This window comes from Prevotella sp. 20925_1_30, from assembly GCF_041433025.1.
GTDB lineage: Bacteria > Bacteroidota > Bacteroidia > Bacteroidales > Bacteroidaceae > Prevotella > Prevotella vespertina.
On the sequence record NZ_JAPWAR010000006.1, the window covers coordinates 62,839 to 79,445 of the forward strand.

General features: G+C 42.6%; 13 protein-coding genes and 2 tRNA genes. 12 read left to right on the top strand and 3 right to left on the bottom strand.

The annotated features are described in order from the left end of the window. Window positions 1-73: 73 nt before the first annotated feature. From O3603_RS04160 to O3603_RS04205, 10 genes are all read left to right on the top strand, one after another. Window positions 74-1,357, top strand: coding sequence for a 3-deoxy-D-manno-octulosonic acid transferase (locus tag O3603_RS04160; RefSeq protein WP_371520845.1), 1,284 nt, complete (start codon window positions 74-76; stop codon window positions 1,355-1,357). Continuing rightward, on the top strand, window positions 1,354-2,244 hold the full coding sequence (locus O3603_RS04165; protein ID WP_371520847.1) for a lysophospholipid acyltransferase family protein: 891 nt from the start codon (window positions 1,354-1,356) through the stop codon (window positions 2,242-2,244). Before O3603_RS04160 ends, O3603_RS04165 begins: the two co-directional genes overlap by 4 nt. 21 nt (window positions 2,245-2,265) lie before the next feature. Further along, on the top strand, window positions 2,266-2,997 hold the full coding sequence (locus O3603_RS04170) for a 3-deoxy-manno-octulosonate cytidylyltransferase (RefSeq protein ID WP_004382448.1): 732 nt from the start codon (window positions 2,266-2,268) through the stop codon (window positions 2,995-2,997). A 14-nt stretch (window positions 2,998-3,011) separates the two neighbouring features. Then, window positions 3,012-3,968 (top strand): glycosyl transferase family 90, encoded by a 957-nt coding sequence (locus O3603_RS04175; protein WP_371520850.1) that lies wholly within the window; start codon window positions 3,012-3,014, stop codon window positions 3,966-3,968. After that, window positions 3,965-5,149, top strand: coding sequence for a glycosyltransferase (locus O3603_RS04180; protein ID WP_371520852.1), 1,185 nt, complete (start codon window positions 3,965-3,967; stop codon window positions 5,147-5,149). The genes O3603_RS04175 and O3603_RS04180 overlap by 4 nt, the downstream gene beginning before the upstream one ends. Continuing rightward, window positions 5,133-6,257: a glycosyltransferase family 4 protein gene (locus tag O3603_RS04185; RefSeq protein ID WP_371520854.1), complete on the top strand. Its 1,125-nt coding sequence runs from the start codon at window positions 5,133-5,135 to the stop codon at window positions 6,255-6,257. The genes O3603_RS04180 and O3603_RS04185 overlap by 17 nt, the downstream gene beginning before the upstream one ends. Continuing rightward, window positions 6,247-7,260 carry a glycosyltransferase family 9 protein gene (locus O3603_RS04190; RefSeq protein ID WP_371520857.1) on the top strand — a complete coding sequence of 338 codons (1,014 nt, stop codon included), beginning with the start codon at window positions 6,247-6,249 and terminating at the stop codon, window positions 7,258-7,260. The genes O3603_RS04185 and O3603_RS04190 overlap by 11 nt, the downstream gene beginning before the upstream one ends. 55 nt (window positions 7,261-7,315) lie before the next feature. Further along, complete coding sequence (locus O3603_RS04195; RefSeq protein WP_371520860.1) at window positions 7,316-9,133, top strand: LTA synthase family protein; 1,818 nt, start codon at window positions 7,316-7,318, stop codon at window positions 9,131-9,133. Between the two features lie 20 nt (window positions 9,134-9,153). Then, entirely contained in the window at window positions 9,154-10,902 is a 1,749-nt protein-coding gene (locus O3603_RS04200) for a phosphoethanolamine transferase (protein WP_371520863.1), read from the top strand. A 350-nt stretch (window positions 10,903-11,252) separates the two neighbouring features. After that, a tRNA-Gln gene (locus O3603_RS04205) sits at window positions 11,253-11,323 on the top strand. A gap of 228 nt (window positions 11,324-11,551) precedes the next feature. Here the strand turns inward: O3603_RS04205 and O3603_RS04210 are convergent. Next, window positions 11,552-11,625 (bottom strand) — tRNA-Ile (locus O3603_RS04210). A 393-nt stretch (window positions 11,626-12,018) separates the two neighbouring features. Here O3603_RS04210 and ribF point away from each other — a divergent pair. Continuing rightward, complete coding sequence (ribF, locus tag O3603_RS04215; protein WP_371520866.1) at window positions 12,019-13,011, top strand: riboflavin biosynthesis protein RibF; 993 nt, start codon at window positions 12,019-12,021, stop codon at window positions 13,009-13,011. Window positions 13,012-13,026: 15 nt separating this feature from the next. After that, entirely contained in the window at window positions 13,027-13,848 is an 822-nt protein-coding gene (locus O3603_RS04220) for a lysostaphin resistance A-like protein (protein ID WP_371520869.1), read from the top strand. Window positions 13,849-14,109: 261 nt separating this feature from the next. Here O3603_RS04220 and O3603_RS04225 read toward each other — a convergent pair whose 3' ends face one another. Together O3603_RS04225 and O3603_RS04230 are read right to left on the bottom strand one after the other, a co-directional pair. Further along, window positions 14,110-14,439, bottom strand: coding sequence for a heavy metal-associated domain-containing protein (locus O3603_RS04225; protein WP_288954132.1), 330 nt, complete (start codon window positions 14,437-14,439; stop codon window positions 14,110-14,112). A 40-nt stretch (window positions 14,440-14,479) separates the two neighbouring features. Beyond that, window positions 14,480-16,573 (bottom strand): TonB-dependent receptor plug domain-containing protein, encoded by a 2,094-nt coding sequence (locus O3603_RS04230; protein ID WP_371520871.1) that lies wholly within the window; start codon window positions 16,571-16,573, stop codon window positions 14,480-14,482. Between the last annotated feature and the right edge of the window lie 34 nt (window positions 16,574-16,607).

Consider the following 16,607-nt stretch of genomic DNA (forward strand, 5'->3'; position numbering starts at 1 on the left):
ATACTATATACTCGTTTCAATTACTGAAGAAAGGTCTCTTAACGGGTTGAGCGAATAAACATTTAAGGTAGCAGTGGTAGGCATATTCACATCTTTATATAATGGTGTTCTCGTCTTGATAAATACATTCTTTCGCCGAGTGTGGAAGAGTGAGCAGTGTCAACGATGGTTACAACAGAAACACCTAAAGGCTTATCGCTTTGTAATGGGGCAACAGAACCTTCTTTCAACCATACGTCGTGAGGTTGTAAAAGATGGTCGTGAAGTGCTTTGGTTTCATGCTGCTTCCTATGGAGAATACAATGTTATCCGCCCTATTATCAAGACATTGAGAAACGATAACCGCCGTTGTATCGTCACGTTCTTTTCATCATCTGGTTACATAGCATTGATGAATGAGAACGAAAAGAGCCATGAGGTTGATAATATCTTTTATCTTCCTTTGGACATGAAAAGCAATGTTAGAGAATTTCTAGATATTGTGCAACCTTCGAAGGCGGTCTTTGCTATCTCTGAATATTGGATGAATTACCTGTCAGAATTGCGTTCCCGTGGGATTCCGACCTACCTTGTTTCAATGTTAGTAGCTGATAGCTCCTACCTTCTGAAGTGGTATGGCTTCCCCATCCGAAGAGCCTTTAAGACCTTTACAAAGTTCATGGTATTGGACGAACGGTCGAAGGAGAATCTTGCAAAGATTGGCTTTAATAATGCGGAAGTGATAGGCGATCCTTTGTTTGATAACGCTATTCGCATAGCCAAAGAGCCTTATCAAAACACAATAATAGAGAAGTTTTGTGCTGGCAATACGCCTGTCTTTGTGGCAGGGAGCGTGAGCGATGCTAACGATTTATCGCTTGTGTCTTCTTTAATAGAGCACGAACAAGGTGTTAAGTTCCTTGTTATTCCACATGAGATAGACGCAGTGACCCTTCGTGAAGTACAAGAAAAAATACCAGCAAAATCGTTGTTATATACGGAATGTACCGCAGATACCGACTTTACCGATGTACAAGTGTTGGTCGTTAATATCCTTGGCTCGCTCTCACGTATCTATCGTTATGGTAATTGGGCATACGTTGGAGGTGGTTTCACAGCCTATCTGCATAGTGTTATCGAACCAGCTGTTTATGGTATACCTGTGGCTTTTGGTCCAAGAATAGAACGGAAAACAACCCCGAAAGAGATGGTTCATCGAGGTATAGGAGCGATAGTCACAACGCCAGAAGGCTTGTGTCACTGGTTCAATCAGGTGAGAGAAGAAAAGGAACAGATGGAGGTGAAGAGTCGTACAACAGCTTTCATAGAAGCAAATGCCAACTTCACTCAAAAGGTTTGTGCAAACATAGAGCAATGAGAAAAGTACGTTATTATATATTCCTCGGTCTCCTCAAGTGTATAGCCTTGCTGCCCTTTTGGTGCTTGTATCGAATAAGTGATTTCATTTACTTCATCTTGAGTCGTGTTATTCATTATCGGAAACGAGTGATAACAGGTAATATCAGTAGGTCATTCCCAGAGTTAAGTCAGAGGGAAGTAGGCATTATCACCAATAAATTCTATCGTCATCTGGCAGATGTCATAGTAGAGTCTGTAAAACTCCTGCACGTTAGTGATGAAGAGATGAGGTGCCGTGTTGAGGTGAAGAATGGTGATGAGGTAGAACGTAAAGCGGCTGATGGTCGCCCTGTAATCCTATTCCTTGGGCACTATGGAAATTGGGAGTGGGCACAGGAAGTATCGTGTTATTATCGTCAACCAGCATTCACTTGTGAATTATATCGACCAGTGAAAGACAAGGTGATGGACGATCTGATGTTACGCATTCGAAGCCGTTTTAACACCACACTTGTTACACAGCAAGAAGCCATCCGATTCCTTTTAAGGAAGTATCGGAGTAATGAGCAATTCCTCGTGGGGTTCATATCTGACCAGCGTCCGAATAGTCAGAACCTTCATAACTGGACGCAGTTTCTGCATCAAGATACTGCTTATGCTGTAGGAGGAGAAGAGATAGGTAAGCATGTAAATGCCCATTACTTCTTCTTACATGTTGAGAAACCTCGACGTGGTCACTATGTTATGACATTCAAAGAGGTGTGTCCTCAGGATGATAAAACGAAGTTCCCTTATACTTTACAATACCTCCGCATGATGGAAGAAAACATCCGTAAGCAACCCGAATTATGGCTTTGGTCGCATAACAGATGGAAGTTTGACAGGGAAGGAAAAGCCATTCATTAGAAGTACTAAATAATAGATACAATGAATATCGTATGTGTAATTCCTGCGCGAGCAGAGTCTTCGCGCTTTTTTGAAAAGCCTCTTGCATTGATCTTAGGCAAGCCAATGATACGTTGGGTGTGGGAACATTGCAAGGAAGTAGAGCAGTTCAGTGAAGTGTATGTAGCAACAGATAGCGAGAAAATCAAGGCTCTCGCAGAATCGTTCGGAGCGAAAGTTGTTATGACTGCATCTGATCATGACACTGCAACAGAGCGTCTTTATGAGGTGTCAACAAAGGTTGATGCAGATCTATATGTCATGGTGAATGGTGATGAGCCATTGTTGACTAAGGACTACATCACGCAGTGTATCCCTGCAAGCATAGGTGAGGGAGAGATGTATGTGTCTAACCTTATGACCGATTTCCATAACCCTGTTGAGGTCGTTGATTCAACTAACTTGAAGATAGTAACAGGTCATAACAACCGTTGCTTATTTATCTCACGCAGTCCAATCCCATATCCAAAGGGCAATATGGATTATGTTTATCATAAGTTCGTGGGCGTAGGTGCTTTCAATCATAAAGCTTTGGAGTTCTATCATACGACCCCTCGTGGACCAATAGAGAAGATAGAAGAGAATGATTCCTTCCGCTTTATCGAGAATAATGTGCCTATTTATTACTACAACTGCCATTGTCGCTCACTCTCAGTGGACAACCACAAAGACATTGCGGGAGTTGAGGCTATTATGAAAGGAGAAATGGAATAAGAAGGAAATCACCTATGGGTAATTCAATAGGGAAGATCTTGGGCTATGTATTCGTACCTCGGATATGTTATCGTCCACGTCTCTCTTCCATCATGGCAGGACTTAGCCATGATGAAAGAGAGATTGTTATGGATCGCGTTGCCTACTATAATAAACTTCAAGAGCATACCCATATAGATGGAGCAACTACTGTTGGGCAATATAAGTTCCCGTTTAAGAAGAAGCAGTTCGGCGATAAGAAGAGTCGTCTCTCTACTTATTTCTTTGACCAGTATAGTGTCTTGAAGTATTTCCCAGCGGCATGTAGATTCAGATATGAGCATGGGGATGTTACACATGTGCCGTCTCAACCTGCGTTTGTAAAGAGCCGTCCGATAGCAGGAGACAATGTAAATGCGGTCTTGTTGAAGCTTGATCAGCATAGACACTTCCGTTTCGTGCATGACGAGAAGGCTTTTGCAGAAAAGAAGAACATGCTTGTCTCAAGGACAACATGGTGTAACGCTCGTCCTCACAGACGTAAGTTTTGCGAGATGTTTTGGGATCATCCCATGTGCAATATAGGTAAGTCTCAAGCCGAGCCAAACGAAGATTTCCCTGAAAGTATCAAAGGATTCCTAAGCATTGAGGAGCAGTTAGATTATAAGTTTGTCGCTTGCATTGAAGGAATGGATGTTGCAACGAACCTTAAGTGGGTGATGTCTTCTAATTCAATAGCCGTTTCTGCACCAATGGTTTATGAGACTTGGTACATGGAAGGAAGGCTTATTCCAGATTATCATTATATAGAGGTAAAACCTGACTACTCCGACTTGATAGAGAAAATAGAGTACTATATTGCACATCCATCAGAGGCAGAAGCCATCATAGAACATGCTCATGAATGGGTGAAGCAGTTCCAAAATCCAAGAATAGAATTGGCTACGCAGCTTGCAGTAGCACAAAAGTACTTTGACTTAACAGACCTATGATGACTAACGATAACCAGCGGCATGGACGGAAAGTGCATATTGCATTCCTTTCAAAAAACTTCCCTTGTGGTGGAGCTGAGCGTGTAACGTGTGATGTGGGCAACTGGTTATGTTCCCACGGATTCGCTGTTACGGTCTTTGTTATGAACCATTTGCAAGAGAACTATCCGAAGGGTTTCCAGCGATTGTTCGATGTGAAACCTCTTCCTAAGGGTAATATCCTATGGTCACCACGTGTTGCCAAGGCTATTCGTGATGCCGTATTAAGGGAGAAGGTGGATATTCTTGTGACTTATCAGAAGCAACGCTATGCAGCTTGGTTGAAGGCAAAGACAGGTGTAAAGATGGTCTTTGTCCTCCACAATCCACCGTTCCATGAACTGTTGGGGCTTACCGTAGCTATTGGTGAAGCACATCCTTTTAAAAGGAGTCTGTTACAGGTATGGAAGAAGGTAATAGATATGGATTATTACAGAAAGTACCAGAAAGTATATCACTGGGCGGATGCTTATGGTGTACTTTGTCAGTCTTTTAAAGAGCGATTGACGGAGAACTTGAATCTACCAGCCGATAATAAGGTATGTGTCTTACCCAATTCTGTACCCTTACCAACTGATGTTAACTTGGGTAAAGAGAAGATCATCCTTTATTTGGGACGCTTTGCTCATATACAGAAGCGTGTTGATCGCTTGTTACGAATATGGAAGATCGTACAGCCGCAACTACCTGATTGGAAGTTGGAGATTGTTGGCGGAGGTGTAGAAGACGCATCACTAAGGGCAATGGCAACAACGCTTGAACTGAAGAATATAGCTTTCGAAGGACCGACCAATCAGGCAAAGATGTATTATGACAAGGCTTCCATCTTGTGTATGACATCGTCTTATGAAGGTTGGCCATTGGTCTTAGCTGAAGCACAAGCTAATGGCGTTGTCCCTATTCTGTATAATAGTTTCACAGCAGTTACAGCTGTTGTCTCAAGCAAAGAGGAAGGTGTTCTGATAGAGCCATTCGATGAAGAAGCATACGCCAAAGCGTTAGTTGCACTTGCCAAAGACGATGAACGCAGGAAGAGAATGCAGCTACGAGTGATTGAGAAAGCAAAGACATACAGTATTGATAATACAGGGGCTGCATGGCTCCAAATGGTTAGGAGGATACTAAATGAAGATAGGGGTTGATGCAAGGAAGATATTACGTAATGCCACGGGATTAGGCAATTACGGTCGGACATTGGTGTGTAATATGTCAGAGTTGATAGCTGACAACGATCGTCTCTTGCTGTTTTCTCCAGATGAGGGGAAGCCTGCTTTGAAAGCTATCTCTATACCTCAAAAAGGTGAGTTGGTGGTTCCTACAAACTCATCCATCCCTTTATATAAAAGGTGGTGGCAGTTGAAAGGAATGGTAAAAGACATTCGTAAGCATGAAGTGAATGTCTTTCATGGACTCAATGCAGAGTTACCAAAGGGTATTAGTAAGGTTGTTCCTGCCATTCTTACAGTTCATGACCTTATCTTTCTGCACCATCCCGAATGGTACAAACCCATTGATAGATGGCTTTACACCCGTCGTTTCTATAACGCCATCAATGAGGCAACACACATCATAGCCATCTCTGAATGTACAAAACGAGATATTATAGAGTATGGGAAGGTGTCCGAAGAGAAAATATCGGTAATCTATCAGAGTTGTAGTACACGTTTTGCAGCTCCTGTAGATGTGTCTTTAAAGCATAAGGTAAGGGAGAAGTATCACCTTACAAACGACTTCATCCTCTTTGTTGGTACGATAGAAGAGCGCAAAAACGCCCTTGAGATAGTGGAAGCCTTACCTTATTTGGAAGGTGTTGATGCGGTTATCGTGGGTAGAAGAACCCCTTATGCCGATCGAATAGAGGCGAAAGCTATGGAACTTGGAGTCGCTGGTAGGGTTCATCTCCTATCTGGTATTGATGATGAAACATTGCATGCTCTATACCATTCGGCAGCTGTCTTTGGTTATCCGAGCCGTTATGAAGGGTTCGGAATACCCATCATTGAGGCAATGGAAGCTAGTCTCCCTGTTGTCGCAGCGACGGGAAGTTGTTTGGAAGAAGCTGGTGGTAAGGGTAGTCTATACGTGAGTCCAGATGATCCGAAGGCGTTTGCTGAGGCTATAAAGCACATGTTGCCGGGTGGTAACCGGCGTGAGCAGGCTATCTGTGAAGGCTTGGAATACGTCAAGAAGTTCGATGGTAAGAAAGTTGCCCAGCAGGTGATTGACATATATAATAGGTATGGCAAATAAAGAAAACAAGCGTATCCTTGTCATAAGACTATCAGCATTGGGGGATGTTGCAATGACTATCCCTGCTATCTATAGTGTGGCTAAAACCTATCCACAGCACCGTTTCTATGTGTTGACGATGGCTTTTTGTGCCAAGCTCTTCATCCATGTTCCAGAGAATATAACACTGTGTCCTGTGAAGGACAGAAAGGCTGTCTTAGAGCCAATTAAGGGCTTGAAGTTTGACGCTGTAGCCGATTTACACAACGTGATGCGCTCTTGGAAGATTGATTTACGCTATCTTTTGCGAGGCGTGCGAGTGGCAATGCTTGACAAGAAACGTAGTGAACGACATGCAATAACACATCAACATAAGTACACGGAGAGAAAGTTTACAGCACGATACTTCGATGTTTTTAGACGATTAGGGCTACCTTGTGAACCCCAGTTCGATGGTTTGTTCGATAAGAAACCAACCCTACCTCTACAATTAACAAAGCCGGAGAACGAACATTGGATAGGTATTGCACCTTTTGCAAGATATAAGAATAAGACCTATCCAGCCAGTCAGATGCAAGAAGTTATTGCCTTGTTGAATCAGACGGAGAACGTGAGAGTGTTCTTATTCGGCGGTAGGGGAGAAGAAAAAGCAACTTTAGAGTTATGGGCAAAAGAGTTGGTTAACGTCAGATGTATCGCTGGTTCATTGCAATTACACGAGGAATTGGCACTGATGGCATGGCTTGATGTTGTGGTGTCTATGGACTCTGCCAATATGCACTTAGCCTCTCTTGCAGGCGTGCGTGTCGTGAGTATATGGGGTGGAACAGCTCCCGCTTGTGGCTTCTTAGGCTGGCAGCAGCAAGAAGGTGACGCTTTGTTGACACATTGTGATTGCCAACCTTGTACGATAGCGGGAGCAGATGAGTGTGCAAAAGGTGATTACCATTGCATGACGACATTAACCCCATCGCAAGTTGTAGATAAGTTGACGAATGTGATAAGGACGAACGATAAGAAGTGATATAACGTATAGATAAAGATAAGAACATCTATTAGATAGACTGAAAAATTTGATTATGAAGAAAGATCTTTCAATATTATTGTGGCTGTTTATAGCCTTTACTTTGTTTTTCTTAGGTATTCAGAAGCCGTTATTCCTCATTTATAACCATGGCTTCGGAAAGTTATCACCATCGTTCCATGATATTTGGGAGATATATGTCCACGGCTTCTCCATTGATATGGCAACGGTAGGTTATATGATGGCAATACCCCTCTTGCTCTTTGGAATCAAGTGGGCATGGGCGAAGTTCCCTATTAAGAAGAGTTTAAACATCTATCTCGTCATTATCTCCATATTACTGACATTGGGAGCGTTAGCCGATGCTTCGTTGTATGAGTTTTGGGAGTTTAAGCTCGATCGGATGGCGTTCTTTTATCTTAATGACCCAAAGGATGCCTTTGCAAGTGTGTCAGTAGGTTATCTGCTTGTGCGTCTACTCGGTTGGATTGTACTATCTGCTATCTCATACGCCCTACTTGCATGGCCTTTATGGAAAGTACAATTAGGAAAGATAAAGACAAATCCATGGTTGCGTGGTGTCCTCTTTGTTGTGATAGGAGGAGCCTTGTTTGCTATGATTCGTGGTTTAAGAATATGGCCAAATACGCCAGGTCGTGCGTTTTATAGCAATGTCACATTCTATAATCATGCAGCTTTGAATCCAATCTTCAACCTTATGTACAGTCTTCAGAAGGAGGAGGACGACTACAAGGAATTTGATGCTTTCGATGAGAAAACGCGAGCTAAGCTATATGAGGGTCTATTTCCAACAAAGGCCGATAGTACGGAGAAGCTTATCAAAACATCACGTCCTAATGTGTTAGTAGTGGTTCTTGAGGGCTTTGGCTCATGTTTCATCGAAGGCTTAGGAGGTATGAAAGATGTTGGGGTAAACATCAATCGCCTCTTACCAGAGAGTGTTGTCTTTGATAGTTGTTATTGTGGTAGCTTCCGAACAGACCGTGGTATTGTGTGTGCAGTGAGTGGTTATCTGGGGCAACCAACGACAAGTATCATGCGTTTTACACATAAGATCAAGCATTTGCCAGGCTTACCAAAGACCCTGAAGAAGTATGGCTATCAGACACAAGCACTCTATGGAGGTGACGTGTCATTCTTTAATATGTCTGAATACTTCCTTGATTCGGGGCATGACAAGCTAGTGACAGAGGATGACTTCCCCGCTTCTGACAGAACAACTAAGTGGGGAGTACCAGACCATGTAACCTTTAACTGGTTGTATAATGACATTGTTCGTCGTGATAAGGAGAAGTCTGGTCCATGGTACACTACCTTCTTAACTATCAGTTCTCACAACCCGTTTGATGTGCCTTATCACCGTTTGAAGGATAAGAAATACAATGCTTTCGCATATACGGATCAGTGCTTTGGAACATTCATAGATAAGTTGAAGAAGACTCCAGCATGGAAGAATCTACTCATCGTAGTGGTTGCTGATCATGGATTTAACTGGCGTGAGATAGCTTCACCGAAGTTCCCTTACATTCCATTCTTGATGATGGGCGGTGCTATAAAGCATCCTCAGCGTATCCATAAACTGATAAGTCAGACCGACCTTCCTGCTACTGTCTTAGGTCAAATGGGTATTCCTCATGAAGACTTCACCTTTAGTCGTGATGTAATGGGTAATACTTATCGTTATCCGTTTGGCTTCAATACCTTTAATAATGGCTTCAATTTCTGTGATTCAACAGGCTGTACTGTCTATGACAACGTAAGTAAACGAGCTATTTATGGGAATGACAAGCGACGCATAAACATAGGTAAAGCCATTTTGCAGACCCTGTATCACGATATGGCAAAGCGTTAATAGCAATACAGAATCATGTTATGAATCTCATACGAAAGATTAGAAATTACATCTCTTCATGCCGTTGGGTAGTGCCAATCACTACTCAATGGCCTTTATTTATCAGTTATATCGTATTGATAGGATGGAGTTCTATAACTCAGAATATCTATGCGCGTGCTTTCGTAATCTACTTGCATGCTTATATCGCAACTGCTATCGTCACATGGAGTAAACGCTCGTGGGTGAAAGTGCTGATCTATGTTTTAGCCTTCATCTTATTCTTTATTAATGCCTCATTGAAGGTTAACTATGACTTAGAAATATCCCCCAGCGTATTGATGCTACTAGCTGAGACGAATGCAGAAGAGAGCTCGGAGTTCTTACATTCATTGCTGCACACGAGTACAGCATGGGTTATTCCAGCATTGACAGTGGTCTTTGTTGTACTTGTTGTAATAGCTGAGAAGAAGAGGTCGAAAGGTACATTATATTTAGAAAGAAAACGTCTTTTCCGTATATTGTCAGTGTTTTCTGGGATAATGCTTACTGTTGGTGTGATTGGTTCCTATTGTTATATAGGTCTCTTCCAGTGCAAGAATCCAGATGACGTCTCTGTTTGGAATCTACACATGAGTTACCCCAGCGATGCGCTGACAAGGGTGGTTGTGGCTCTTTATGATTCACATCTGGCTAAGAAAGAAATGGAAGGAACAGCACTATTAGCGGAGAATGTGAAGTCAACAAAGAGTGATGTTGAAGCAAAGGATTCGTTGAATATCGTCTTTGTGATCGGTGAATCGTATATAAAAGATCATGCTTCTGTGTATGGATATGGACTTAATACTACTCCTTTCTTATTACATGAGAAGAAAGCGGGACGGTTAGTTGCATTCACAAATGCCGTCTCTCCATATAATTTTACAACCAAGGTAATGCGCAATCTGATAAGTACAAATAGTCTTGAAGATGGTGTTCGATGGAGCGAACGCCCACCATTAACAGCCGTATTCAAGCGAGCCGGCTATTTTGTCAGTATGTATGATAATCAAAGAACCTTTGCTTTTGGAGCAACATTCACCTTTGCTTTGAACAGTTATCTTTATGCACCACGTGTCTTGAAAGTATGCTATGATAGGACAAACAATAATTCTTTTGAGTATGATGGACAATTAGTTGATAGATATAAACGTGATTTTCAGGAGCAACATAACCATGCTCTGACTATCTTCCATCTCATGGGACAGCATATAGAAGCTGTTAAGCGTTATCCTGCTGATAGGCAATTTAACCATTTCTCTGCTGATAGTATTAGGCGGAAGGAACCATGGATGACAGAGGAGATGAGGAAGAGTATTGCTGAATATGATAATGCTACATTATATAACGACTATGTGATGAAGCAGATAATCAGTCTATATGCTCATAGAAATGCAGTGGTGATTTATGTTTCTGATCATGGTGAAGAAGTCTATGATTATAGGGCTAGTGCTGGGCGAAAGGGCAGTGATGACTTGAAAAATATGCTTTATTACCAGTATAGTGTACCTATGATTGCTTGGTTCTCTGATGTTTTTAAGAAGAAATACCCTAACAAGGTGCAGCAAATAAAAGCATCGATTTCTAAACCTTTTATGACCGATGATATCTGTCAAATGCTCTTTGACCTTGGAGGTTTAACCTCTTCTCCATATTATTCTGCTAAGCACGACATCTTGAGTAAGGATTATGTTTGTGGGAAGCGCATAGTCAATGATAAGTATAATTACGATAACATTGTGCGACCGTAATCTTTCATAGGTAAAGGGTACATGGTCTTTAAGAAGAGAGATGGGGCTTCGCACAATATGGGCAAGGTTCCATCTCTTTTTGTTTTCACCTTCCCCACGCATCTATAATCATTGGTGATATAGGCTTGCTATAGAACTTGTCAAGCGGATATAAGTAAGGTGAAGAGTAGACAAAAGTCTTAACAAAATGAGTACTAATTTGATTTATGCCTCGCATATGTCCTTCCGTCAATTCATATAATGTATTTCTTAAATTGCTTCTTTTCGATAAAAAAGTCTAGAGAAGTTTTGTTGTTTAAATAAAAAACACTACCTTTGCACTCGCAATTCAGTAATGAGTTAGCTATTAATGGGATATGGTGTAATGGTAACACTACAGATTCTGGTCCTGTCATTCCTGGTTCGAATCCGGGTATCCCAACGCTTAGAGAGATAGAGTCATCTATCTCTTTTTTGTTTTTGTGTATTTCCTTCTTTCATTATATACGTTAGTTTGCAGTTAGAGATAGACTATTCCTACTCTTTTATAATCATAGGCTTGGCACATAAACATGATTGTTTTTAGTCTTGAAGAATGTATTTTTCGGTAAAGCTTATAAAAGGAAATCAGCAACTTAGATGTTAGTTCTAAGTTGCTGATTGGTTGTTGTGGACCAGCCTGGGCTTGAACCAGGGACCTCCAGATTATGAGTCTGTTGCTCTAACCAACTGAGCTACAAGTCCGAGATGTGGTTGATACGGATGCAAAGGTAATGAAATAAATGGAAATAGGAGAATGGAGAAGAAAGAAAATGACAGTTTTAACACATTTTGAGAAGTAGTGAAGTGCGTTTGTGGTGGTTTCTAAGTAACTTTGCAAGGGACTTTGATTCACTTGAGAACATAACCTGTTGTCTTAATTGGTGGTTTCTAAGTAACTTTGCAAGGAGCTTTGCTAGGGAGAGTGAGGAGCTTTGCTAAGGAGAGTGAGGGGCTTTGTCAAGGAGTGTAAAGAGTGAAAGGAGCGAAAGAGGGTTAAGACAATAGCGCTGTTGAGGAGGATAGTTTGAAGAGATGGAAGAGGGGAGAAGGAGGACAGATAACTGTTGGAAGGATGGTAAATAGTGTATAAAGAATTTGGAAACGATATATATAAAGCAAGGAGAGAAGGTTGAGATAGGAGAGCTGGTAGCTACTATCGGCTTCTTTGATGGTGTGCATCGTGGGCATCAGTATCTGATAAAGAATGTGGTTGATGAGGCGCATCGGGTAGGGATGGTGTCGGCTGTGATAACATTTGATGAGCATCCTCGGCAAGTGTTGAAAGCGTCATTAGGGAAAGAAGACGATGTGAATAGCCGACCAGAATTGCTATCATCGCTTGATGAGAAACTGCTGTTATTATCAAAGACAGGCATTGATAAAGTCATCGTGTTACACTTTGATGTCGCATTGGCAGACTTATCTGCACGCGAGTTTATGGAGGACGTCTTACGCAATCAACTGAATGTACGGAAGCTGCTCATAGGTTACGACAATCGTTTCGGGCATAATCGTTCGGAGGGATTCGATGATTATAAGCGATACGGCGAGCAGTTAGGAATAGAGGTCATACACAATAATGCCTACCTTCCCGATGGTGAGAAGATTAGTTCGTCACAGATAAGGACGTATATAAAAGAAGGTGATATCGTGCGCGCCAATCACTGTTTAGGTTACGATTACACCATCTCTAGCAAGATTGTGAGCGGCTTTCAGAATGGTCACAAGTTAGGTTTTCCCACTGCCAACCTTGATATCAACGCTTGCCAACAGCTCCTACCTATGCGTGGCGTATATGCTGTCATGGTTCAATTAGACCACTCCCTCGTATGGAAGCGTGGAATGATGAATATCGGTAAACGCCCCACATTCAATGGAACGAAAGAAACTTTAGAAGTAAACATCTTCAATTTCGAGGGCAATCTCTATGGGCAAGATGTCTCTATCCGATTCATCAGTAAGATACGAGATGAGCGTAAGTTCGATTCTCTTGAAGCCCTATCCCAACAGCTCGAACAAGACAAACATACCATCAACGCACTCTTCGATAGGCGTCATCCGATGGTTGATAACATAGTAGAACAATAATAAACAAGGAAGAATATGAAGTCAAGAGAATTATGGACAGCCGTTCTTTATACTATATTATTCGTAGCACTCTTCATCGTGTTGAAAGTTATTGCATTAGTAATTACCAATCTTATAGTCTCATTCATTCATGGAACTCCCTTCTTAACCACGATGAATGGTGTCAAAGATGGTACTTCGATAGCTCTCTCTGCAGTGATTAGTAGTTTGTTAACCCTCCTCCTTTTCACTCGTACAAAGTGGGCACCAGTATCTAACATCTATCTCAAGTCACGTCCGTGGGGTGTTCTCCTATGGGCAGCTTTGCTCGCTTTAGGTTCTATTCTCCCGATGGAGTTTATTGCAGAGAAGATTAACCTCACCATGCCCGAACAAACGGAAGCAATGTTCCAAAGCATTATGAAGACATCATGGGGATATATCGCCTTAGGTATCATGGCACCATTGGCAGAGGAGGTAGTCTTTCGCGGTGGTGTACTCCGTGTACTCCTGAATGCAACGGGCAGTAAGAGTCACTGGATAGCTATCATCCTCTCGGCTCTCGTCTTTGGTTTTATCCACTTCAACCTGGCGCAGGGCGTCCACGCCTTCTTGCTCGGTTTGGTACTTGGATGGATGTATTATCGCACAAAGAGTATTCTGCCAGGGCTTATGTTGCATTGGATGAACAACACAGTAGCCTATGTGATGTTCCATTTAATGCCACAGATGAGCGACGGAAAGCTCATTGACTTCTTCCATGGAAGTGAGCGAATGATGTATGGCGGACTATTTTTTTCGCTTTGCATACTCATCCCGTCCATCTTTCAATTAGCCCTTCGGATGAAGAAAGCATAACGACGAACCTTCTTATTCAACAATGATAAGGGTGCATCAAATGTCCGTTAGGATTATTGATGCACCCCTTTTTTAGTCCTGTTACCTATGACCTCTTTCTGTCTCAAGCCTTGATACACACAGTCTCAGCCCTTGATACACACAGTCTCAGCCCATGATACACACCGTCTCAAGCCATGAGACGCACAGTTTCAATACATGGAACGCAGGGTTTCAATATATGGAACGCACAGTCCTAGTCTTTGGTAATCCTGCTGAGACTTACATATTGTCACACTCTTCGCCCTCATGTACAGGGATCTTAGCGTCCTTTGTAGTCTTCACAGCCTTATAACCGAACTTCTCGAAAGCCTTTTGCAACTTCGCTTCATCCGTCTTCTTGGCATCATAAGTGATATAAACTTTCTGCTCTTCAGTGCTTGTCTTGATGTCTTTCACACCTTTTTCAAAACGGAGATTCCCCTTTACTTTGTTCTCACAGTTGGCGCAGTGCATTTGAGGAGTCGTAGTGAAAATAACAGTCTTGAGCTCTTTTGCTGATGCAATCATGGCTACCATGAGAAGCACCAAAGTGATGATTGACTTTTTCATAATCCTATATTTTATATTTAGTAATTGATATGTTTGAATCTTATTGTAGTCGCTTTCCTAGGTTAAGACGTAAGCCCACGTATGCCATCGCACCTTGGATAGGACCATAGACCATCGTTGGTTCGAAGGTGCTCGACCATGGATTGTCATATCCGATGATAGGGTTCTTCTGCTTGAAGTTGGTTAGGTTTTCGCCACCAACATAGACCGAGAAGTGGCGGAAGTGGCGTGTTATCTGTGCATTCACTTGCCCGTAAGCCTTGTAGGTGCGCTCCCATGATAGGTTGCCTGTCACTGGTGAGGTGTAAGGTTCGGGCATTCGTCCACCGCCATTGATTGCTAATGTAGCATCGAACTGCCACAAACCTAGGGGCGTCTTATAGCTTGCGGTGAGCAAAGCCTTGTATCTGCTTTGCAGCGGTTTCCACATCTGTCGATTGTTGTAAGTCGCTTTGACGAGGTTATAACGATAAGCGGCTGTGAGGTCGAGCCCTTTGAATAACTCATAAGAGGCATCCACCTGGAAGGTGTGTGAGAAACTTTTGCCATTGAGATTGGTGATGTGCAGTTCCTGTGGGTTGGTATCGTAATCAACAAGCGTTTGTGAGATGAAGTGCGTGTAATAATATTCCGTATTCAACTTGAGTAACTTGTTGTTGATAGGGAAGGTGAAGCTTAGGCTTGCCCCATAGTTCCATGCAGCCTCCTGCTTGAGGTTGTCTATGATAAGGCGGCGTCCTGATGCCATGAGGAAATTGTTTTCAGCCAAAGCGTGAGGGCTTCGATAGCCCTTACCAGCCGATAGACGCATTGTAAGGAAGCTCGCTGGAACCCACTTCAGATGGAATCTTGGTGTGAAGAAGGTGCCATATATATTACTATGGTCAATGCGTAAGCCCGCCATAGCGATGAGTTTACCATTCAAGTTATAGGTGTATTGCGCATAAGCACCAGGTGTTGTCTCACTCTCAATGCCCCTCGTCATAGGATAGAGGTTACCATAGTCAGATGGGTTATAGCCTGTTGGGAGCGTCAGTCGCTGGTGCAGATAGTCGTGATTGAGGCTCAATCCAGCCGATAGATTATGCTCTGGTGTGAAGTTCGTCTCGAATATCAATGAGGCATAAGCATTCTTCTCGTTGACGAAGTATTGCTTAATACCATATTGCGCATCCTGCTTGTGCATGGAAACATTACCCATTAAGGCGATGTTCGTGCCGTGCTCAGGATTGAGAATGAGAGCGTGCTTCATGTAAGCCTCATAGCGGTCAGTTGCTATGTTGATGCGATAAGGTGTAGTCATAGCTGGCATTAAGGATGCGTGATGACTAACCTGTCCGCTCATTCTGTCCTCTTTTAATAGTGACAAACCAGCGTGGAGCATGTAGTTGCCCGTCTTCCAGTACCATCGGTTCTGTAGGTTATATTGTCTCACTTGAGGGTCGTCTTGGAATCCATCCCCATTACCATCATGCCTACTCCAATTATTCTCGAAGTGTGCAAGAAGTTCCGTACTAAGGTTCTTGTTACCATTGATATGAATGTTACCATCCGCATTGGCTTCGAACTTCCCCATAGTACTTCCATATAAATTAACGCTCATGCCCGTCTCATCCTCTGGTTTGACGTATTCAACGTTAATCTGTCCAGTCATGGCTTCATAGCCGTTCTTCACCGAAGAGTTACCCTTGCTCACCTGCATACTCTTCATCCAGTTGCCTGGAACATAGCCCAATCCGTAAGGTAAGGCAGCACCGCGAAAGTTAGGGAGGTTCTCTGTTAGCATTTGAACATAGGTGCCACTCAATCCGAGTAACTTCACTTGTTTTGCTCCAGTAGTGGCATCCGAGTAGTTGACATCTACTGAAGGGTTATTGACGAAACTCTCTCCAAGGTTGCAGCATGCAGCTTTGAAGAGTTCATCACGTAGAATATCCTTTCCGTTGATAGCGCCAGCCAATGTGCGCACAGTCGCTGCCCTTGCTGTTACCGTCACGTTTGAAAGCGTTTGTTCTTTCAGTGTTGCAGTTGTGTCGATAGGGGTTGTTGTTGTGGAATCAATGGCTGTCTGTTGTGCGAAAGCCGTTGGAGTAAAGAGCAGCGCAAGCCCTGCAAGTTGTATTTTCTTATTCATATAAAGTCTTTAAAATGATAGTTTAAAATGAATC